General features: G+C 36.5%; 17 protein-coding genes. 2 read left to right on the top strand and 15 right to left on the bottom strand.

Annotated features, from left to right (window positions below; translation table 11 throughout):
- Positions 1-141: 141 nt before the first annotated feature.
- The gene (locus C1638_RS11600) at positions 142-999 is read left to right on the top strand and encodes a GLPGLI family protein (protein WP_109621114.1); all 858 of its coding nucleotides are present in this window, start codon (positions 142-144) and stop codon (positions 997-999) included.
- Positions 1,000-1,066: 67 nt separating this feature from the next.
- Here C1638_RS11600 and ypfJ read toward each other — a convergent pair whose 3' ends face one another.
- The 13 genes from ypfJ to C1638_RS11665 all read right to left on the bottom strand — a co-directional run bounded on the left by ypfJ (position 1,067) and on the right by C1638_RS11665 (position 17,087).
- Complete coding sequence (ypfJ, locus tag C1638_RS11605; RefSeq protein WP_109621116.1) at positions 1,067-1,930, bottom strand: KPN_02809 family neutral zinc metallopeptidase; 864 nt, start codon at positions 1,928-1,930, stop codon at positions 1,067-1,069.
- A gap of 75 nt (positions 1,931-2,005) precedes the next feature.
- Entirely contained in the window at positions 2,006-4,084 is a 2,079-nt protein-coding gene (locus tag C1638_RS11610) for an LTA synthase family protein (RefSeq protein ID WP_109621118.1), read from the bottom strand.
- A 211-nt stretch (positions 4,085-4,295) separates the two neighbouring features.
- Positions 4,296-4,814 carry a 6,7-dimethyl-8-ribityllumazine synthase gene (gene ribH, locus C1638_RS11615; RefSeq protein WP_034734563.1) on the bottom strand — a complete coding sequence of 173 codons (519 nt, stop codon included), beginning with the start codon at positions 4,812-4,814 and terminating at the stop codon, positions 4,296-4,298.
- 3 nt (positions 4,815-4,817) lie between these two features.
- Positions 4,818-5,525, bottom strand: a complete 708-nt coding sequence (locus C1638_RS11620; RefSeq protein ID WP_109621121.1) for a YfgM family protein — start codon at positions 5,523-5,525, stop codon at positions 4,818-4,820.
- A gap of 193 nt (positions 5,526-5,718) precedes the next feature.
- Positions 5,719-6,255 (bottom strand): adenine phosphoribosyltransferase, encoded by a 537-nt coding sequence (locus C1638_RS11625; protein WP_109621124.1) that lies wholly within the window; start codon positions 6,253-6,255, stop codon positions 5,719-5,721.
- Positions 6,256-7,461, bottom strand: coding sequence for a hypothetical protein (locus C1638_RS11630; protein WP_109621126.1), 1,206 nt, complete (start codon positions 7,459-7,461; stop codon positions 6,256-6,258).
- Positions 7,462-7,511: 50 nt separating this feature from the next.
- Positions 7,512-8,528 (bottom strand): hypothetical protein, encoded by a 1,017-nt coding sequence (locus tag C1638_RS11635; RefSeq protein ID WP_109621128.1) that lies wholly within the window; start codon positions 8,526-8,528, stop codon positions 7,512-7,514.
- A gap of 152 nt (positions 8,529-8,680) precedes the next feature.
- Positions 8,681-10,012: a quinol:cytochrome C oxidoreductase gene (locus tag C1638_RS11640; RefSeq protein WP_109621130.1), complete on the bottom strand. Its 1,332-nt coding sequence runs from the start codon at positions 10,010-10,012 to the stop codon at positions 8,681-8,683.
- Positions 10,013-10,020: 8 nt separating this feature from the next.
- Positions 10,021-10,707: a c-type cytochrome gene (locus C1638_RS11645; protein WP_076353018.1), complete on the bottom strand. Its 687-nt coding sequence runs from the start codon at positions 10,705-10,707 to the stop codon at positions 10,021-10,023.
- A 1-nt stretch (position 10,708) separates the two neighbouring features.
- The gene (locus tag C1638_RS11650; RefSeq protein ID WP_047376185.1) at positions 10,709-11,230 is read right to left on the bottom strand and encodes a DUF3341 domain-containing protein; all 522 of its coding nucleotides are present in this window, start codon (positions 11,228-11,230) and stop codon (positions 10,709-10,711) included.
- A complete protein-coding gene (nrfD, locus tag C1638_RS11655) occupies positions 11,217-12,614 on the bottom strand; it encodes an NrfD/PsrC family molybdoenzyme membrane anchor subunit (protein WP_109621132.1) in 1,398 nt (465 codons plus the stop codon). The genes C1638_RS11650 and nrfD overlap by 14 nt, the downstream gene beginning before the upstream one ends.
- A 25-nt stretch (positions 12,615-12,639) precedes the next feature.
- Positions 12,640-15,705, bottom strand: a complete 3,066-nt coding sequence (locus C1638_RS11660; protein ID WP_109621133.1) for a TAT-variant-translocated molybdopterin oxidoreductase — start codon at positions 15,703-15,705, stop codon at positions 12,640-12,642.
- 23 nt (positions 15,706-15,728) lie between these two features.
- The gene (locus C1638_RS11665) at positions 15,729-17,087 is read right to left on the bottom strand and encodes a c-type cytochrome (RefSeq protein WP_109621135.1); all 1,359 of its coding nucleotides are present in this window, start codon (positions 17,085-17,087) and stop codon (positions 15,729-15,731) included.
- A 181-nt stretch (positions 17,088-17,268) separates the two neighbouring features.
- Here C1638_RS11665 and C1638_RS11670 point away from each other — a divergent pair, with 181 nt between their 5' ends.
- Positions 17,269-17,826: an SPOR domain-containing protein gene (locus tag C1638_RS11670; protein ID WP_109621137.1), complete on the top strand. Its 558-nt coding sequence runs from the start codon at positions 17,269-17,271 to the stop codon at positions 17,824-17,826.
- Positions 17,827-17,874: 48 nt separating this feature from the next.
- Here C1638_RS11670 and C1638_RS11675 read toward each other — a convergent pair whose 3' ends face one another.
- Together C1638_RS11675 and C1638_RS11680 are read right to left on the bottom strand one after the other, a co-directional pair.
- Positions 17,875-19,152, bottom strand: coding sequence for a DUF6080 domain-containing protein (locus tag C1638_RS11675; RefSeq protein WP_228428133.1), 1,278 nt, complete (start codon positions 19,150-19,152; stop codon positions 17,875-17,877).
- Between the two features lie 71 nt (positions 19,153-19,223).
- Positions 19,224-20,765: a protein adenylyltransferase SelO gene (locus tag C1638_RS11680; RefSeq protein WP_109621139.1), complete on the bottom strand. Its 1,542-nt coding sequence runs from the start codon at positions 20,763-20,765 to the stop codon at positions 19,224-19,226.
- Between the last annotated feature and the right edge of the window lie 57 nt (positions 20,766-20,822).

Below are 20,822 nucleotides of genomic sequence, written 5' to 3' on the forward strand. Positions count from 1 at the left end.
TTTATTTAGAATGATTTAATGATGCAAAAATACGAACAAAAATCAGGATATAAAAATCAGCATTTTTATTTTATCGATTTTTATCATTGATGAGTTTAACCTTGGTAATGTTTTGAAATCCAAAACATAAATAGACTTAGAATGAAAAAATTAAGTATTATCGCACTGGCGCTCTTTATACAGCATGTTTCGGCACAGACGAACAGATTTGTATATCAGGTAACAATGAAGCCGGATGCTGAAAATAAAACTGATATTAAAACAGAAAATACATATCTTGATATTTCTCAGGAGAAATCAATTTTTTACTCTGAAAACAGAATTAAGCGTGATTCTATTATGCAGAAAGCCTTTCAAGGTGGTGGTGGAAGAGGAAATATCAACAGGGATCAGATGGAAAGTTTAAGAACCAACATCAATTATTCTGTGGAAAAAGATAAGACGAATCAAAAGACTTATTTTAAAGATAGAATAGGACGTGACATCTATTCTTATGAAGAGGATAGACCATTGGCGTGGAAAATTTCCTCAGAAACAACTAAAATAGGAGAGTACAAGGTTCAAAAAGCTGAAACGGATTTTGCAGGAAGAAAATGGACGGCCTGGTTTACTACAGACCTGCCTTATCAGGATGGACCTTATAAATTTGGAGGATTGCCGGGTTTAATTGTAAAAGTGGAAGATGATAAAGGAGATTATTCTTTTGATCTAATGAAGAATTACAAGATTGCGGAGCTTCCAACATTAAATCAGTTTGGAAATACTTTGAAAGTAAAAAGAACAGATTTTGTTAAGCAACAGCAAAAATTTAAAACTGATCCAATGTCATTTATGAATCAAAGCGGTGGTGGGCCTGGTGGAATGGCTGCTATTACAAGAATTGGTGGAGGAAGAGGTCAAGGAGGAGGAAATCAAGATCCTGCTGAGATGAGAAAACGAATGGAGGAGAGGGTGAAAGAAGAGGCTAAGAAGAATACGAATCCAATTGAATTACAATAAATAAAAATAGGCTGTCTCACTTTTGAGACAGCCAATTTTTTGTATTTGTAAAGATTTTTAAGACTAATTATTTTAAAAGCTGGTTGAAAGTATCACCTTGTCTGATATCTCCGGTATTATATCCTTTCATGAACCATTCCTTACGTTGTGCTGAAGATCCATGGGTAAAGCTTTCCTGATTAACATATCCCTGTGCTCTTTTTTGAATATTGTCGTCTCCTACAGCTTCTGCTGCGTCTATTGCAGACTGAATATCTCCGGGTTCAAGAATCTGTTTGGAATCATTTGTACGTCTGGCCCAAACTCCGGCATAAAAATCTGCCTGTAATTCTGTAGCAACAGATACTTTGTTCATTTCTGCTTCAGAATATCTTCCGCTTCTTCTAAGGCCATCTACCTTTTGCGTAGTCCCCAGGAGGGTCTGCACATGGTGTCCTATTTCATGAGCAAGGACATAGGCTACTGTAAATTCAGTGACTTTGGCTCCGAATCTCTGTTGAAGTTCATTGAAGAAGCTCATATCCATATAAACTTTCTGGTCAGCAGGGCAATAAAAAGGTCCCATTGCAGACTGAGCAGTTCCACAAGCTGATTGTGTAGTCTCTTCAAAAAGGACTACAGCGGGCCTTGTATAAGTCATGCCATTTTCCTTAAAGACTTGGTTCCAGGTTTGGTCATTCCATGTGGTCATCATGTCTACCATATCACCGATCTTTTTCTCATCGGCAGTAAGTTCTCTTTTTTCACCAGAGCCTCCTGAGGTTTGTATGCTGCCGGAATTCAATATACCGGAGGGATCACCTCCCAAAAAGAAAACAATTGCAGCTATAATTAAAGTTCCGAGACCACCGCCTACAATCATACCGCCACCTCCGCCTCCGGAGCCTCTGCGATCTTCAACGTTTCCGCCTCTGTCGTCTGTCCATCTCATAGTAATATCTTTTTTTGTGAATTTAAATATTTTAAGTTAATCTGTAAAAATTATTAGAGTAAAATATCTAGATTTTTATCGGTTAAGTTGTTTGGTTTTCAGCCAATAAGATGTAGATTGATATGCTGAAATGGCATCATCTACCAGCTTTTGATCTGTATTTTTTAATAGCTTTTCGTCATAATAAAGCTTAAATTCAGGAGCCAGAGTGCTTTTTTCCAGCTCTAGAGAGTATTGTTTTGCCTTTTTTACTGGTGAAATGATTGTTAATCGACCATCCTTTACAAATCCTAAATCCTGATAAGTAGCAATATAAGCCTTAGGCTGGAATTCTTTTTTGAAAACATCCTGACCTAAGAATTTAGACTGATAATTGAAGTTCAATAATCCAAAAAGAGTAGGCATTACATCAATCTGTGACATCAATGCATCAAACTTTTGAGGCTGGATAAATCCTTCCGAAAAGATCATAGCAGGGATTCTATATTTATCCATTGGAAGCTCTGTTTTTCCTGCACTGGATGCACAATGGTCTGCAATGATTACAAAGACTGTGTTTTTATACCAATCCTGCTTTTTTGCCATGTCAAAAAACAGTTTTAGAGAGTAGTCTGTATACTTTACACCTCCTTCACGGGATTTTGCGGTTCCCGGGATATCAATTCTTCCATCCGGATAGGTGAAAGGTCTGTGATTGGAAACAGTCATCCAGTGGTTAAAGAACGGTTTGCCGGATTTTGCTTCAGCATTCATCACCTGAATTGCTTTTCTGGCCATATCTTCATCAGCAACTCCCCAAACGTTGGCGAAAGTGATTTCCTCCGGCTTAAAGTTATTTCTGTCTACAATTCCATAGCCATTTCCTCCGAAGAAGTCCTGCATATTATCGAAATAACTGTATCCACCATACAGGAATTTAACATCATATCCTTTTGATTTGAATACATTTCCTGTTGTGAATTTATTTTTATTATCATTTCTTTTAATGATGCTTTCTCCCGCTGTAGGAGGAATACAAAGCGTTAAGGCTTCTAGTCCGCGCACGGTTCTATTTCCTGTTGCATAAAGATTGGTAAACATTAATGATTTTTCAGCAAGACTGTCCAGAAAAGGAGTGATCTTCTGAGTATTTCCGTAATGCTCCATAAAATCAGCAGAAAGGCTTTCGATAGAAATCAGAACAACATTTTTCTTTGCTTCAGGCTGTTCAGCTACAATATTCCTAGATAATGTCTGCTGTGGATATTGGCTTAGAAGATTCTTTTCAGCCTGTTGCTGATTAAGTTGTGAATAAAACTGGAAATAATCCAGTTCATTATGAGTAAAAGCCCAGTAGAACTTAGGAAGTCCGTTGGCTTCAATTTCATCGGCAAAAACATTGTCAGATTTGATCTGCATTAGTGATGGAAGAGCCAATAAGCTTACTCCACAAAGTACAATAAACGAACCCAGTAGAATCATTTTTTGCTTAAAGTTGGGTAGCTCTAACAATTCATCCTTTGTTTTTTTATAAATAAACCAGGTAATGGTAAGAGTTACAATAAGTATAGCAGAGAATAATGGAACTACAGGATAGCTTTCCATGATATTTCCAATAACCTCGTTGGTGTAGATCAGATAATCTACTGCAATGAAGTTGTAACGAACTCCAAATTCATTGTAGAAAAAGTATTCACTTACTCCATTGAAAATGATTAGCAGAACGTATAAAAGTAACGTAGTGAAATATAAAATATTACGTATTTTAATTCTCTGAGTAGGCAGGAAAAGCATTAATCCGAATAAAAATGTTTTTATTCCAACAAAGGCTAATGCTACTTCTGTTACAGAACCTCCATATTGCTTGAAGATATTGTTCGGAACAAGCCAGATATATAAAAAGAATAAGACTAATGCCCCAAATATTGCATACCCATAAGGCTTTTTATATTTTGAATTGGAAAGAAACAAGAAGTAGAGCGCAAGAATTGCACTGGCCAGAATGAATACAAAAATATCATTCACCAGACCTACTAAAAGCACTTTGACAATTTCGAAAAATCCAAAACTAGCGGTAGTAATAGGATGAAAAAAGAATACGGTTCTTATTATCAATGAAATAATAAGATAAAAAACTCCTAAATATAGGAACGGTTTTACTTTTTTTAAAAACATGTATTGACTGTCTATATTAGTTTTCACAAAGATAGTTTTTGTGTAGAACTTTTAATATAAAAAAATCAAAACATACCTTTTATTAATAAGATTTATAAGTTTTTTTAATCAGAATGAGGTCGTCAATTGAGATGAATGGCCGTTGTTAAATAGTCCAACAAAAAAGGACTATTAAAAAATAGTCCTTGTGTATTGTTAAGGTGTGCAAAGGTTAAGAGTGTCCAAAACCAATATTTCCTTTTTTATCAGATAATTTCTTTTTGAAATCAATCATTCTTAATGCTGTTACTGCTGCTTCAACACCTTTGTTTCCAAGATCACCACCGCTTCTTGCGATAGATTGCTCTTTTGTATCATCTGTAAGTACACAGAAAATAGTAGGAGTGTCTGTCATAATGTTACAATCCTTAATTCCTTGTGCTACTGCAGAGCATACATAGTCAAAGTGAGGGGTTTCTCCACGGATTACACATCCGATAGAGATTACAGCGTCATATTTTCTTTCTTTGCAAAGCTGCATGCTTGCATAGTTTAATTCAAAAGCTCCGGGAACAGGGAAAAGTTTAATATTTTCAGGTTTTACCCCTTCTTTCTCAAGGATTTCCAAAGCTGCATCACGAAGATTGTACGTTACAAAATCATTCCACTCAGAAAAAACAATGCCGATAGAAAAATCTTCGGCATTAGTTATATGAAGTGGCTTGTAATCGGAAAGATTAACTGTTGCCATTTTTTAATAATATTTAGTCATTTCAATATAAGAATCAGACATTCCGTTGTCGTAGTCCTGATATTTCTCGTCAATTACAGAGAAGTATTTTTTAGCTTCTGCATTTTTCTTTAATCCTAATGCTACAATACCTGCTTTTCTTGTGAAGAAGTAAGTCGTATACGGATCATCAGATGCTGTAGATGCTTTGTCTAATAATGATAAAGCTTCATCATTTTTGTTCAATCCTGACTTCGCGTCTGCCATAGCACCATATTTCATTGCTACTAAGGTTTTGTTGTCAGAAGAGAATTTATCTAAAAGATCATAAGCTTCCTGGAATTTTCCTTCTTTGAACTTCAATAGGCCGGCATTGTAAGATGAAAGCTGACCAATGCTTGTTCCTGAATATTCGTTATATGTACCTACAAAACCTGGGTTTGCAGCAGATTTCCCTCCTAAAGCCTCTTTTTCTTTACCGTCTGTAAGGTTTTTCTGAGCAGCAAGGAAACTTTTCACAGCTTCAGCGTTTTTAGGAGCAACTACAAATTGTTTGTAGGCGAAGAATCCTAAAACTCCTAAAATCAAAGCTCCAAATACAATGCCTAGTGGCTTTGAGTATTTTTCAACAAATCTTTCAGTGTTTAAAGCTTCTCTGTCAAGGTCTTTAAAGAACTCAACCGTTTCTTTACCTTCTTGCTCGTTTTGAGCACTCTTTCCCAATTTTGCCATAAGTTTTTAAAAATTGAAATGCAAATTTAATTGTTTCTGAGAGATTTACAAAATACTTTGTTGGTATTATTATATAAATGTTGTGAAATTACCTTAAAAAAGCTTCGGCTCTGCTCAGGCTGACATTTCTAAAACGATTTGTTTTGTAACGATTGTCATGCTAAGCAGAGCCGAAGCGTATATTTTTTAAATCTTAATATTCCAGGATATGGTAAATGTCTGCACCAAATTTCTTTAGTTTTTCATCTCCATTCAAGCCTGTCAGGCCAATCAGAAAACTGAATTGAGAAACGATTGCTCCTTGTTTTTCTACTAATTTAGCAGCGGCTTCTGTTGTTCCCCCAGTTGCTAAAAGATCATCGTGAATAAGGATTCTTTGTCCTTTTTTGATTTGACCTTCACGGGTTTCTATCTCAGCGCTTCCATATTCCAAATCATATTTTTCGGAAATGATAGGTGGAGGGAGCTTTCCTGCTTTTCTAATTAAGATAAAAGGAACCTCCAAAGCGACTGCAATAGCAATTCCGAATAGGTAACCACGACTTTCTATTCCGCAAACTGCATCTACTTTACCTTTACTGAAAGCGACAAGGTCTGCAATAACGTCTTCGTAAAGTTTTGGATCTAAAAAGATGGGCGAAATATCCTTGAATTGTATTCCGGGAATCGGAAAGTCTGGGATATTTTCAATTGTTTCTTCTAGTTTTTTGATCAGTTCTGCTGAAGCCATTTATGGGTTTATTTTATAGCTGGAAATTTTCCAGTCTCCGTTTACATTTTTAAGTCCGAAAGTTACTTTTAAGGATGTTGTTTTTCCATTCTTATCGGTAACGTCATAGGTAGCATTTACACTGGCACCATTAGGGTTGGACGCGCTTGTAGTGATATTTTTTACGCTTACATTTTTTACAGCCCCAAAACCAGAGTTTGGATTAGAGAAAGACTCATAACTTCCCCAACTTGGGTTACTGGATGTTTCGTAGGCAGCTTTTAGATTTTGAGAGCTTACGCTGTTCAAGAATTTGCTTACTGTATTTTTAGGATCTGCAGCTGGCTGTTTTGGAGTTGCTGGAGCTGCGGGAGCCGTTGTAGTACCTGGTTCTGTTGTTGTAGGAACTGTAGCAGAAGGATTATTTGGATCCACTACTGCGCTTGGCTGCTGTGATACGGCTGCTGTGTCAGTTTTAGGAACTGCAGGAACTCTCAAGGCTGCAGCATTTACATCCAATCCAATCTTAGACATTTTGAATGTCTTTGCAGTAGTTTTGACTGAAACAGTGATATCAATTTTATTATCTACAACTTTTGAAGCCGGAATAGAAGAGAACTTAAGGTTGAATCCCTTAAAGTTATTATCCTGCATCAGGTTTTTGGCAGTAGAAAGTCTTACTCCATTGCTGAATACCTCTAATGTTGCTTCCAAACCAGCACCAGTGAATGATACAGGGTTTCCTGCAGCATCTACAAGTCTAGGTACAATTTGGATTGCTGTAGGTGCACCGCTTCCGTCATCTCCGGTTGGTCTTGTAATAATGCTTAGTGCTCCTGCTTTTACATCATTAGGATCACTTTCCTTAGCTTTATCATCTCCGAAGATGTTCATTTCTCCAAGAGATGGTGGATCTGTACTTACCCATTCAATTCCATTTTTCTGTGCAACTTCGTCAGCTAGGGTCATGATGTCTGGAACTTTCTTCCCGTTGATCAGTTTTCCAAGAGCTTTTAACTCATTTACATCTCCATCTGCTTCTACGCCGAATGTTTTAAGGATATAAAGAGCCTCATTAAACTTAATCTGCTTAATGGTAGGTAGGCTGGAAGTCATATCATTGATACTTGACTGCAGTGTTTTAGTATTCGTAGCATCTACATGATCTTTCTTACATGCTGTAAAAAGCAACAGACTGAAAACAAGTAGAAAAGAAAACTTTTTCATTTTTATTTGGTTTGTTGCAAATTTAGTAAAACCTTTATTAATAGTAGATTTTATTTTTTGTTTTGTTTTTCCTGCAAATCACCCTTGAAAAAGCTACTAAATATGGTCTGCATATTCGGAAATGACGGTTCTTGCCAATAGGGTGTTTTATAGTTACTGGATTCTGTATTGAATTTTACTTTTTCAATATTATTTTCATTGCTAAAACTGATTTCTTTGGTGTAAAAGTTTTCATAAGAAATAATTTGATTATAGTTTTCCTCTGTTTTATGTTTTAGCTTTATGAAATGTATTTCATTAAATTCCAAAAGGTCTTTAAGTGTTTTTGGTGAATCTTTTTCAAATGCAATATTCTGAATTCCTTTGAAATCAAAAAACCTAAAACCAAATAAGGCAAATTCTTTTTGCTGTAGGTATTCTCCGGTTATCTCTATTTCATCTTTGTAAGTTCCTTTAAGTTCTTTGATTTTGATATCTTTCTTTTTATATTCTTCAAGGTTTCCTACTTTTTTCATTTTTGGAAGATCCAGAGAGTTTCCGTAATCCCAGCTTGCTGTTTGTTTTTTTTCCTGCTTTGGATCTATCAACCTATAAATTCTGTATTGTTCAACGTTTGTGCTTTTTAATTTTTTTGTTTTATTATCAAAAATATAAGTGACAATTCCATCGGCATAGCCATTCAATTTATTGTTGACATTGACATAGGAGTTAAAATTTCCTTTTATCAAAATGTATTTTGCAGGTTTATTATTCTTGATAACGATGGTTTCAATTTCTTTTACTTGATCATTAATTTTGATAATGGGCTGGTTAAAGTCTGAATAGGATAGGGTAGCAACAGGAAAGCTATTATAAACCAGTTGAAATTTTTCCTGCGAAGGAATTAATGATTGTTTATCAATTTTTCCATCAATATCAGAATAAGCGAGTATGTTTCCATCTTTCCCAAAAACAGAAACCTTAGGAAGGGGCTTATTATTTTTTTCGGAAATGAAAGTGATAGTCTGTGCATTGGTAAAAATGGAGACGAAGCAGAACATAAGATAAAACAGATAAACTCTTTTCATAGTAGTATTGGTTGATGTTAGCCTTGTTTATTTATAGATAAGGAAAGATGTAAATTAAATGTTTTGAATATGCTGCACTTCCACTTTATTCCATAAAAAAAGACTGATTGTTTAACAATCAGTCTTTTATCATATTATTTTGTTACAAGTCCTTAGAAAGGATACTCATAAATTTCAGATTCGTGTAAGTAAGGGTTTCCTGTAGGGATCAGCTTCAATTTAGATAAAGCAGAAAGTACAGTAAACATAAACAATCCAACTACGAATAGAAGAGCTCCTAGGATTAATATAAATACTTCAGGAGTTTTCCAGTATGGTCCTACCGTTCCAGGCATTACCATGTTGAAGTAATCTAAGATGTGTCCTAAAATAACTACTACAGCCATTACTGTTACTACCTTGTAGTTTCTCTTGATGCTGCTACTTACTAATACCAATAGTGGTAATAAGAAGTTTACAATCAGCATTGGTAAGAATGTAGTACCATAGTGTTGGAATCTTCCAAAGAAGTAGTTAACCTCTTCCGGAACGTTTGCATACCAATAAAGCATGAACTGAGCAAACCATGTATATGTCCAAAGCATACTTGTAGCGAAAAGGAATACTCCTAAATCGTGTAAGTGGTTGTCATTGAACTGTGGTAAATAACCGTTTTTCTTAAGATAAACACTTAATAAAATGATTACAGCAATACCACTTGAAAGGCAGCTAACCATTGAATACCAGATATACATTGTAGAATACCAGTGAGGGTCAATAGACATCAACCAGTCCCAAGCCCAAGCAGCAGAAGCAAATCCGAAGAATGCAATATATCCTACTGCCCATCTGTAAAGCATTTGATACTCAACTTTAGATTTAGTATCGTCTACTTTTTTAGACTGAGCTTTAAGTTTCCATGCGAAGAAAGAAGCACCTACTACATAAATGATCGTTCTGATAGCATAGAAAGGTATGTTTAAGAATCTTTTCTTTTCGAATAAAATTACGTCAAAGTGTGCAGATTCAGGATTCGTTAATTCCGGATCCATCCAGTGGAATAGGTGGCCATTGTGAGTGATATTTAAGATCATCATAATAACCAGAATAGCACCCCCATAAGGAATATAAGAAGCAATAGCTTCCATTACTCTTGTAATAATAATTGGCCAACCAGCGTGGGCAGCATGCTGAATACAGTAAAAAAACAATACAGCACAACTTAATCCAAAGAAGAACACAGCTACAAAGTGTAGCGATGCTAAAGGCTGGTTGTGGATCTGCAAAGTAGCGTGCTCTAGGTGAGCAGCATGGTCCTGCGGTCCAACCATTTCACTTGAGTGTGTAGGAGCATCATGTCCAGAAGCATGAACAGCTTCCATCATGTGTTCTATTTGCTCAGTAGAAAGTCCTTTGTTCATAAAGAAACCAATACCAAACAGAACTAAACCTACAACAAGAAGTATGATAGAAGTTGATTTTAATTTTGGTGAAAAACTATACATTTCTTTTCTTATTTTTTAGTTTCGGTAGTCGTTTCAGTTGCTGGTGCCGCCGCTGTAGCTGCTGCCGGTGCTGCTGCTCCTTTTTTGAAAGCACTCATCACATACATAGCCACTCTCCATCTATCTCCTGCGTTCAATTGTCCCGCATAAGATCCCATTGCATTTCTACCGTTTGTTAATACATAATGAACAGACCCTACTGTAAGCTCTCTGTCAGCATAGTTAGGTACTCCCGAGAATGCTCCAGTTTGTACAATTGGTCCTTGTCCATCACCTCCTGTTCCGTGACATGCAGCACAAGTGTGGTCAAACAATACTTTTCCTCTTTCAAGATCCTTAGCTGCGTTAGCCGGGTTAAGAGGAGAAGCTGTCAGTTTTTTAGAAGCTTCATACCCTGCATTGTACTCGTCAACATTCTTTGGTAATAAGCTTTCTTCAAAAACTCCATCTTTATTTTGAGGAACAGATCCTTCTACTGGAGTAAGACCTGTTGCACCATTATTTTTAACAAAAGCAGGAATTTCGTTTTCATGATCTGAATAAGCGTCCTGAGCTTTCATCAATGGATCATAAGCTACCGGAAAATACATATCCGGGAAATATACCAAAGGAGTGTTCTCCTTTGGTCCGCAAGAGTTAAGTAAAACTGTTGTTAAACCTAAAACTGCTGTAATTCTTAATACGTTCTTTTTCATTTTAAGCGTCTTTAACAGTTATTTCTTCAACTCCAGTTTCAATTAGCAACTGCTTTACAGATTCTACATCTTCAGTTACGAATTCCATCATGAATTTATCATCAGTAGTTCTTGGATCAGGATTCTGAGCCGGAGCTCCTGGATACATTTTGTTTCTAACTAAGAAAGTTAAAGACATCATGTGAGCTGCACAGAATACCATTAATTCAAACATTGGAACTACGAATGCAGGCATATTGTGTGCCCAGTCAAAAGCTGGTTTACCACCAATATTCTGCGGCCAGTCATGATTCATTACATACCAAGTTACAGTAGCACCAATAGTAACACCATAAAGAGCATATAAGAATGCGGCATCAGAAATTCTAGTTTTCTTTAACCCTAAAGCTTTGTCTAGTCCGTGAACCGGAAACGGAGTGTAAACCTCGTTTATTGCGATTCCTTTATCGTTGAATGCCTTAACGCCGTTCATTAAATCGTCGTCGTCAGCATAAAGTCCGTATACAATTTTAGTGGTGCTCATCTCCTTCTTTTGCTTTATAAGTTTCACCTGAGATTTTCAAAATCGATTTTAATTCAGCCTGTGCAATTACAGGGAATGTTCTTGCATATAATAAGAATAATACAGAGAAGAATCCGATAGTTCCTAAGTATACACCCACATCAATGATCGTTGGCTTAAACATTGTCCATGATCCTGGTAAATAGTCTCTAGAAAGGTTGATAACGATGATATCAAAACGCTCAAACCACATACCGATGTTAATGATCAATGCAACAATGAATGTCCAGATAATGTTCGTTCTAGCTTTTTTGAACCAGAAAGAAGCAGGAATCACAAGGTTACAGATGATCAATGACCAGAATGCCCACCAGTAAGGTCCTACTGCAGCACCTGGAGAAAGGTAAGTAAAGTCTTCAAATCTTGATCCGGAGTACCATCCGATGAAATATTCAGTAGCATAAGCTACAGTTACCATACCACCTGTAAGAACGATTACGATGTTCATAATTTCGATATGATACATTGTGATGTATTCTTCTAAGTGACAAACTTTTCTAGCAATCAACAATAGTGTTTGTACCATTGCGAATCCTGAGAAGATCGCACCAGCTACGAAGTAAGGAGGGTAGATTGTAGAGTGCCATCCTTTAATAACTGAAGTTGCGAAGTCAAAAGATACCGTTGTGTGTACCGAGAATACAAGTGGAGTTGCTAAACCTGCAAGAACCAAAGAAAGTTCTTCGAATCTCTGCCAGTGTTTTGCTTTACCACCCCATCCGAATGCTAGGAATGTATAGATTTTCTTCGTCCAAGGAGTCTTAGCTCTATCTCTGATCATTGCAAAGTCAGGGATTAGTCCCATGAACCAGAATACAGTTGATACTGAGAAATACGTAGAGATCGCAAATACGTCCCAAAGTAGAGGAGAGTTAAAGTTCCCCCAAAGAGAACCGAACTGGTTTGGTAAAGGGAATACCCAATATCCAACCCAAACTCTACCCATGTGGATTACAGGGAAGATTGCTGCCTGTACAACCGCAAAGATCGTCATCGCCTCTGCAGATCTGTTTACAGACATTCTCCATCTCTGTCTAAATAATAATAATACTGCGGAGATTAGGGTCCCGGCGTGACCGATACCTACCCACCATACGAAGTTGGTAATATCCCAACCCCAGTTAATAGTTCTGTTAAGCCCCCATGCTCCAATACCTGTCCCGATAGTATAAGCGATACAGCCAAATCCGTAGATGAATAGAACTAAGGCTGCATATAATGAGATCCACCATAATTTACCTGCTCTTTCTTCGATAGGTCGTGCAATATCTTCTGTGATATCGTGATAAGTTTTGTGACCAATAATTAGAGGTTCCCTTATCGGAGCTTCGTAATGTCCTGACATTTTTTACCTATTTATTATTTAAACTTTATTTTTCTACTCTGTTTCTTACTTTAGTGTGATAGAACACGTTTGGTTTTGTTCCGATCTCCTCTAGTAAATAATATCTTCTGTTAGATGCATATTGCTTTCTAACTTCAGACTCTTTATCATTCATGTCTCCGAAAGTCATTGCTCCAGTAGAACAAGCAGCTGCACAAGCACAAGAGTTCTTGAACTCAGCATCTGTTACTTTTCTGTTGTCTCTCTTAGCTGCTAAAATAGTAGCCTGAGTTTCTTGGATACACATTGAACATTTCTCCATTACCCCTCTAGTTCTTACAACTACGTCTGGGTTAAGTACCATTCTTCCTAAATCGTTGTTCATGTTGAAGTCGAACTTGTCATTTAGGTTATAAGTAAACCAGTTGAAACGTCTTACTTTGTATGGACAGTTGTTTGCACAATATCTAGTACCGATACATCTGTTGTAAGCCATATGGTTTTGACCTTGCTTACCGTGTGAAGTAGCCGCTACCGGACATACAGTTTCACAAGGAGCGTGGTTACAGTGCTGACACATTACTGGTTGGAAGATTACATCCGGATTATCTGCAGGGTGGTTTAACGCACCTCCGTCTCCAAATGCTGTTCCGTACAATTCTGGTACAGCCATTCCTTCTTTCAATCCTTCGTATACTTCTACTTTCTGTCTTGAAGAATAGTAACGGTCAATTCTTAACCAGTACATATCTCTAGACATTCTTACCTCTTCTTTACCTACTACAGGAACGTTGTTTTCAGCTTGACAAGCAATTACACATGCTCCACAACCTGTACAAGAGTTCAAGTCAATAGATAAGTTGAAGTGAGGTCCGTCTGTATCATCAAAAGCATCCCAAAGGTCGATTTTTCTCGCTGGAAGTGCTCCACTGATTGTATGATATTCCAAAGGCTTGTTCCATCCTTTATGTTCATCATCGAAAGGTACGTTGATAAATTCAGCTAAAGGAACTTCTTTAGCAATTTCGTAACGTCCCATTAGAGTATTCTGAAGCTGGATACCTGCAAATTCATGATCTTCTCCTGTTTTCTCGATTTTTACCCCTGAAAGAACAAGGTTAGAACCATCGAATAAAGGATAAGCATTTACACCTGTATCAGCTGTAGCTCCTGAGTTTTTCTTACCATAACCAAGTGCAAGACCTACAGATCCTTCTGCCTGACCAGGTTGAATAAATACAGGGACATCTTTTATTGTTACTCCGTTCACAGTAAGGTTTACGATAGAACCATCTAACTGCATTCTTGCATTAAGATCATTCTCAATCGCAAATTTCTCTGCATCTTTAGGAGAAATTGTCAAGTAGTTATCCCAAGACATTCTTGTCAATGGATCTGGTAATTCCTGCAACCAAGGGTTGTTTGCCTGAGTTCCGTCTCCCATTGAAGTCTTAGTATATAATACCAATTCTAATTCAGAAGCTTTGAAGTTTCCTAGTTCAGCAACAGCCTGTGCAGCGTTTCCACCTGCATAAGATAAAGTTGTTGAGTTAGTAGAAGCATTGATACCATTATATAATGCTTTGTTGAAAGAAGTACCACCTAAGATAGAAGCTGAATTAGCTTTTAAATAATCGTAGTAGTTATTAGCAGCATTATTTTTACCATTCTTCCAAACCAATAGAGATTCTTCAATCTGTCTTGATTTGTAGATTTTCTGGATCGTAGGCTGCATTAATGAATATACACCAGTCTGTGGTTCGATATCTCCCCAAGACTCTAGCCAGTTAGCAACCGGAATTACAGCTTTCGCTGCCTTGTACATTTCATTTTTCTTATCAGCTACAGCAATTACGTAAGGAACTTTTGATAAAGATTTTTTGAAATCTTCTCCTTTCGGATGAGAGTAGATAGGGTCTACATTGTTAGTGATTAATACACCAACCTGACCTCCATTTACCCATCCTAAGAATTCCTGGTATCTTGCTTTATCAAATTCTTTTAAGAAGTTTGCTTTACCTGTGAAAGCAACTGATCCTAATTTTTGGTTGATTAAGTGTGCTAAAACCTGTGCTCCTTTAGAACCGTCAGCTAAAACAACAGCTTTGCTGCCTTTTGCTTTCAATTCGTTAGCAATTTCAGTAGCAATCTTATCAGAAGTACCACCACCTACAATTGCATTGTAAACTTCAACTAAAGTTTTGTTTACAGCACTTGGCTTTAATCTATATCTTGAGTCAGAGTTAGCACCAGTTAATGACATGTTAGATTCCACTTGGATGTGTCTCAACATGTTTGCTCCTGGCTTTCTAGCTTCTGCAAAAGATGTTTCTAAACTTGAAGCATTATAATCTCCTAAGAAATCAGCTTGGAAAGAAACTACCAATTCAGAACCTTTAAGGTCATAGATTGGTAATGCTCTTTGTCCGAATACTTCCTGAGCTGCATCTAAAGCTGCGGAGTAAGGGAAAGCATCATAAGTTACTAATTCTGCTGTAGGATATTTAGCTTTAAATTCAGCAAATAATTTTTTGAAAGTTGGTGAAGCAAAAGAGTGTGATAAAACCACAATCTTTTTACCTGACGCTTTAGCTTCTTCTAAACCTTTAAGAACGAAGCTGTCTACTTTATCGAAAGTTTCGTCTTTACCATCTAGTTTAGGCTGTTTTACTTTATCATTATCATAAAGAGAAAGTACACTTGCCTGAGCTCTTGCGTTAGTTTTACCTAAATCACCAGCAACTGGGTTTGGATCAATTTTGATTGGTCTTCCTTCACGAGTTTTTACTAAAACGCTAGCGAAATCGAAACCATCAAAATATGTTGAAGCGTAATAATTTGGAACCCCTGGAATAATATCGTGTGGTTTTACTACGTAAGGAATCGTTTTAATTACCGGAGCTTCACAGGCAGCAAGAGTTACTGCTGCTGTAGAGAATCCTAGTAATTTTAAGAAATCTCTTCTTGAAGTACTAGAACCATTCTGTTCAGCATCTCCAAGGAAATCTTCTACCGGAATTTCTTCCTGGAACTCTTTAAGAGCCAGCTTACCATTTAAAGCTGGATCTTTAAGTTCATGAATACTTCTGAATTGTATTTTGTTTGAAGCCATTTATACTTCTAATTTTTTAGTTATTAATAATGACATTTACCACACTCAAGACCTCCAATCGCATCTACAGTGATCTTACCTCCATCTTGTGGATATTGTTTTTTCAACTTGTCGTGTAGATTCTTGAAGTACTCTTTATTATAACCGTTGTTCATATCGATTTCTGTCGTTCTGTGACATTCGATACACCATCCCATTGTAAAGTCATTAGCCATTTGAACAACATTCATTGTATCAATTTTTCCGTGACAAGCCTTACATACAACATCAATTTTGTTGTTAGGATTCTTTTTGTTGAAAGAATTGATAATCGCTTGCTCACCTGCTACTACGTGTTGAGAGTGGTTGAAGTAAACGAAGTCTGGCATGTTGTGGATTCTTGTCCATTCAACCGGTTGTGTTTTTCCTGTATACTGCTGTTTAGCAGGATCCCAACCTGTTGCCGCGTAGATCTTCTGGATTTCTCCATCATAGAATGCCTTGTCTTTTCCTGGCTCCATGTAGTGATCTGCGTTGTATTCAGAAATTGTTCTGTGACAGTTCATACAAACGTTCATAGAAGGAATCTCAGATACTTTTCCGTATTTAGCACTAGAGTGACATAATTGACAGTCAATTTTTTGTTCTCCAGCGTGGATTTTGTGAGAGAAGTAGATAGGCTGCTCAGGTTTGTATCCTTTGTAAACCCCGATCCACATTAACCAGTTCCATACTCCGTAAGCAGCAAGAATAGCAAGAATAGCTATTAATCCTTTTCCTACATAGTGGAACTTCTCATACATTTCCTTGAACGAACGAACTCTCGTTTCGTTAAGCCCGGATAGCTCATCAGATTGACCTAGCTTCACTAATTGTCTTAGTTTCACCAAAATCCAAACTAATAAACCAGCGATGGCTAAAAGGGAAATGATTACAATGTTTGTTGTGCTTTTGTCTGCAGGTGCTGCCGCCTCAGCGCCAGGTGCAGGAGTTGCTTCCGTCTTTTTCTCTTCCGGAGCTGGTGGATTAGTTGTGAAAGCTAAAATGTCGTCTATATCCTTATCTGTAAGATTTGGAAAGACCTGCATTTCAGTCTTGTTAAACTTTTCAAAAATCTCATTGGCGTATTTATCCCCCGAAGCTCTAAGAGCTTTGTTGTCTTTGATCCACTTGTGAAGCCAATCTTTGTCTACACCACCCTCTGTCTTTACTCGTTCTACAACCCCTTTTAATGGAGGTCCTATAACTTGTTTGTCCAGTGCGTGACATGCAGTACAATTCGCTTTGAAAAGTTTCTCTCCGTTTTTAGGATCGCCGTCTTGCCCGTAAAATGAAGCACTGGTTGATAGCAATAAGCCTATTGCGATCAACGTTTTTTTATAATGCTTTCTCCAACTAATCATTTAAATTATCTTATGTTAGTAAATTATTGAACATATCAATTCCGCAAAAATAATATTTTTAACAGAAATTTAACGGCATATAGAAAGGGGAAAATATCATTTACGTTTAATTTGTATTGATTCTAAATAACTGGTTTGGTATAGTTTTTTAATTTGTATAAATTTGCGCAAACAAGTTTAAATGAGAAATTTGATTAAAATATTTTCGATATTATCATTATTTGGTTTTTATAGTATTGAAGCACAGCAGGTTGTTAAAAAAGATACGCTTTCGGGAACGGAGCTTGTCATCACCATGGATTCCAAAATAAATGCTGCCTTGGAAGGAATTGAAGGCAAATGTTCAAAAGTTGCCGTCAATAATCCGACTAAGGATTATAACAATAATGATGGTAATATTTCTACAAGCATAAATACGAAACCTCCAAAGATCTATGTACCGAATAGGGAATTGACGAATGCTGAGATTTGTAAGAAAAATCCTCGAATTTTAGGTTATAAAATTCAGATTACGACGGTGAAAAGTAATGAAGAGGCTAATGAGGTTAAGTCTTATTTTAGAAAGAGATTTCCTAACCTGAAAGTGGAAACGGATGCTTCTTTAAGGCCTAACTATAAGATTTTAGCTGGAAGTTACTTTACAAAACAAAGTGCTGCCGGTGATCTTTCAAAAATTAGAGAATACTTCAAATCTGCCGTTGCTGTACAGTATAGAATTTTCTGTTCAGAAGCTAAATAGAACTTTAAAATGTAAACATAAAAAAGCTGAGAATTTTCTCAGCTTTTTTTATTTGTAATAGGTTTCCAAAAACCAAAAAAATTCTGACATTCTGAACCAATTATTGATGATAAGATAAGTGAATAATATGCTAATTGTAAGGGTTAAAAATGCGGTCGTTTTAGGTGATGATTTGTAAGCATAAAATAACCAGCCAATAAGCAGTGGGTAGGCGTAAACAAAGTGTCCGCCGTAGATGTATGAGGTGTGAAGACCAAACCTCATTATACAGTGTATGAGGATGTCGAAGAGAAATGAAAGACCAATTATTTGTACCCATTTATTTTTGAAATTCTTAAGATAACTCCAACTTATCAGTACTAATAATACAGCGATAAAAACATAAGAAAATGGAGATGAATAAAGATCCATATACAGCGCTTTAAAATCAAAGCCTTTCATGTTATGTTTGTCTGAAATTGTAAAGCTTGGGAACAAAATATTTCCTCCGAAAAAGAAAGACATGATCATATCCCAAGTGGGCATAGATTCCACATTGGAGAACTTTTCATACTGTTGATTAGTCTTTGAAAAAATGTTTTGGTACTTAAAATCAATCCTGTTTAGATAAAGCAAAATGTAAATAGCCATAGCAATTGTTCCTCTTACAATAGCATTTCCTAATTTTTTCCAATCCCTGAAAAGATTTTTTTCAAAAAAAACAGGAATAAAAACCTTTACAATGTTAGTAATAGTAAGTCCACCTATGGTAATTGCGGACAATGATAGTGCTGCTGCCGGTGTTTTTTCTTCTTTTTTAAGTTTTATAGCTGCGTAATAATTATAAAGGGAAAGTAAAAATAGGGTATAGGTGAAGTTTTCCGGTGTAAATGATAAAATGATATTTGTAGAAAATACTCCAAAGAACAATGTGATCAAAAGACTAAGCACTAGCGGTAAACTGATGATGTTTTTCAGATATTTAAAAATCTGAACCACATTCAAGGTAATGATGATATTGCTGAGCCAGGCAAGGGTAAGCCTGAAAGTCATGTCCATTTTTCCGCCTGAAACAAATAGTGCAAATTCCCTAATCCAGTTGAAGAAATAATAGGATAGGGGATGTCTTTCAAAACTGCCCCCTGTCATCAGTATGGATTTATTGTCAAAACTGAAGTAGGCATCCCACGGAATTCTACTGTCGAAAATGATTCTGTAGTGGATTGCAATATATGAGCCCAGAATTCCATAGCAGGTAATAAAGAATAGAAAAACTGCGAGTTCAGTATATGAGGATGGAAAAACCAGCCTTAGAAAATGGATAAATTTTGTTTTGATAATAGACACGGGTCATATTTTTTGCAAAAGTAAAATAAAAAACCACCAAAGCTGGTGGTTTTATAAATATTGTTTTTTGACTAAGAACTACAGGAAAGAGTAGAGCATCCTGTTGTATCATCATAACCGGATGGTCTTTTGGCGGAAAACTCAGGGAATATTTCCTCATAAGGATTTTCAAGGGCCTTGGTAAGTTTTTGCAGCATTTCTGTTTTACCGTGGTTAATTTCTTCAATGCATTCATAGAGCAAATAATTCCTAAGTGTGAATTTTGGATTAGATTTTTCCATCATTTTTAAAGAATCTTCTCTTGAAATTGAGTTGAATTTTAATCTGGACTCATAATTTTTAATAAAATTTCTAAGTTTTCCAAGCTTTTCTTCATTCAAAAAGGTGTAGGAAACCTTGTTAAAGTGTTCTTTTAGATCTGTACCTGCTGTTATTTTTTCCAGTTGATTAAAAAATAAGGTGTAATCAAGCTCAAGTTCCTGCATTAATCCTTGCCAATTGGTGAAAAACTCTTCATCCTCTTTTTTAAGTTCATCAAACCCGAACTTTCTGCAAAGCATTGTGTCATGGGCCTCCCAGAAATAGGTGCCATATTTGTTTAAGGTATCTTCTAAAAACTTTTCATCCTTTATTAATGGGTGCAATGCATTGGCAAGTTGCCAAAGGTTCCATTGTGAAATCTGTCCTTGTTTTCCAAAAGCATACCTTCTTCCAGGTAAATCGGTCGTATTTGGAGTGAAATTCAGATCATATTCATCCATCATGGAATAAGGCCCATAATCGATGGTTAGTCCTAAAATCGACATATTGTCTGTATTCATCACACCATGTACAAATCCAACACGGAACCATTCAACCATAAGATTTGCTGTACGGGTACAGATATTTTCAAAAAACTCTTTATATTTTTGATTGTCAGAAGATTTGATCTCAGGAAAATAATTTTCGATAGTAAAATCTAAAAGATCTTGCAGTGTTTTGTATTCCTGCTGAGCAGACATTAGCTCAAAATGACCAAAACGGAGGAAACTTTCGGCAGTTCTTATGACAACGGCTCCTTTTTCCAGTTGTGGATTTCCATTATACATCATATCACGAACAACATCTTCTCCGGTGAATGCTAAACTTAATGCCCTTGTTGTAGGAGCTCCCAAATGATGCATTGCTTCACTCATCAGGTATTCTCGTACAGAAGATCTCAACACTGCTCTTCCGTCTGCATGTCTTGAGTAGGGTGTGGCACCAGCTCCTTTCCATTGGATTTCTGTTTTTTTTCCGCTATCATTAATAATTTCACCTGCAAGAATGGCTCTTCCGTCTCCAAGTTGTCCGGCCCAGTTTCCAAACTGATGTCCTGCATAGGCTGTGGCATAGGTTTGAACATTTTCAGGGAGGTTATTTCCAACCAGAAAATTCAGGTCTTTCTCTTCAAAGTTTCCTAATCCTATTTCTTCTGAAAGTATATTATTAAAAGCAATCAATTGAGGTTGATCAAATCCGGCTGGGTGAATGGTTGAAAACAGAACCTTAGGAGTGTTTCTCTGCATGGTGTTGTTAGAGAAATCTCCTGGGAATTTCTTGATAAAAGGCTGTCTGATACGTTCGATATTCATACTCCAAAGGTATTAATTATAAAAGAAAAGACCTTCCAAATTATTGAAAGGTCTTAT

The organism is Chryseobacterium oncorhynchi (assembly GCF_002899895.1).
Lineage (GTDB): Bacteria > Bacteroidota > Bacteroidia > Flavobacteriales > Weeksellaceae > Chryseobacterium > Chryseobacterium oncorhynchi.

Excerpts from the sequence above, each read along its gene's own strand:
- ribH (WP_034734563.1), bottom strand. The coding sequence starts at position 4,814 with ATGGCAACAGTTAATCTTTCCGATTACAAGCCACTTCATATAACTAAT.
- C1638_RS11630 (WP_109621126.1), bottom strand. The coding sequence starts at position 7,461 with ATGAAAAAGTTTTCTTTTCTACTTGTTTTCAGTCTGTTGCTTTTTACA.
- C1638_RS11680 (WP_109621139.1), bottom strand. The coding sequence starts at position 20,765 with ATGAATATCGAACGTATCAGACAGCCTTTTATCAAGAAATTCCCAGGA.
- C1638_RS11625 (WP_109621124.1), bottom strand. The coding sequence starts at position 6,255 with ATGGCTTCAGCAGAACTGATCAAAAAACTAGAAGAAACAATTGAAAAT.
- C1638_RS11665 (WP_109621135.1), bottom strand. The coding sequence starts at position 17,087 with ATGATTAGTTGGAGAAAGCATTATAAAAAAACGTTGATCGCAATAGGC.
- C1638_RS11620 (WP_109621121.1), bottom strand. The coding sequence starts at position 5,525 with ATGGCAAAATTGGGAAAGAGTGCTCAAAACGAGCAAGAAGGTAAAGAA.
- C1638_RS11610 (WP_109621118.1), bottom strand. The coding sequence starts at position 4,084 with ATGTTTTTAAAAAAAGTAAAACCGTTCCTATATTTAGGAGTTTTTTAT.
- C1638_RS11660 (WP_109621133.1), bottom strand. The coding sequence starts at position 15,705 with ATGGCTTCAAACAAAATACAATTCAGAAGTATTCATGAACTTAAAGAT.
- C1638_RS11670 (WP_109621137.1), top strand. The coding sequence starts at position 17,269 with ATGAGAAATTTGATTAAAATATTTTCGATATTATCATTATTTGGTTTT.
- ypfJ (WP_109621116.1), bottom strand. The coding sequence starts at position 1,930 with ATGAGATGGACAGACGACAGAGGCGGAAACGTTGAAGATCGCAGAGGC.
- C1638_RS11645 (WP_076353018.1), bottom strand. The coding sequence starts at position 10,707 with ATGAAAAAGAACGTATTAAGAATTACAGCAGTTTTAGGTTTAACAACA.
- C1638_RS11600 (WP_109621114.1), top strand. The coding sequence starts at position 142 with ATGAAAAAATTAAGTATTATCGCACTGGCGCTCTTTATACAGCATGTT.
- C1638_RS11640 (WP_109621130.1), bottom strand. The coding sequence starts at position 10,012 with ATGTATAGTTTTTCACCAAAATTAAAATCAACTTCTATCATACTTCTT.
- C1638_RS11635 (WP_109621128.1), bottom strand. The coding sequence starts at position 8,528 with ATGAAAAGAGTTTATCTGTTTTATCTTATGTTCTGCTTCGTCTCCATT.
- nrfD (WP_109621132.1), bottom strand. The coding sequence starts at position 12,614 with ATGTCAGGACATTACGAAGCTCCGATAAGGGAACCTCTAATTATTGGT.
- C1638_RS11650 (WP_047376185.1), bottom strand. The coding sequence starts at position 11,230 with ATGAGCACCACTAAAATTGTATACGGACTTTATGCTGACGACGACGAT.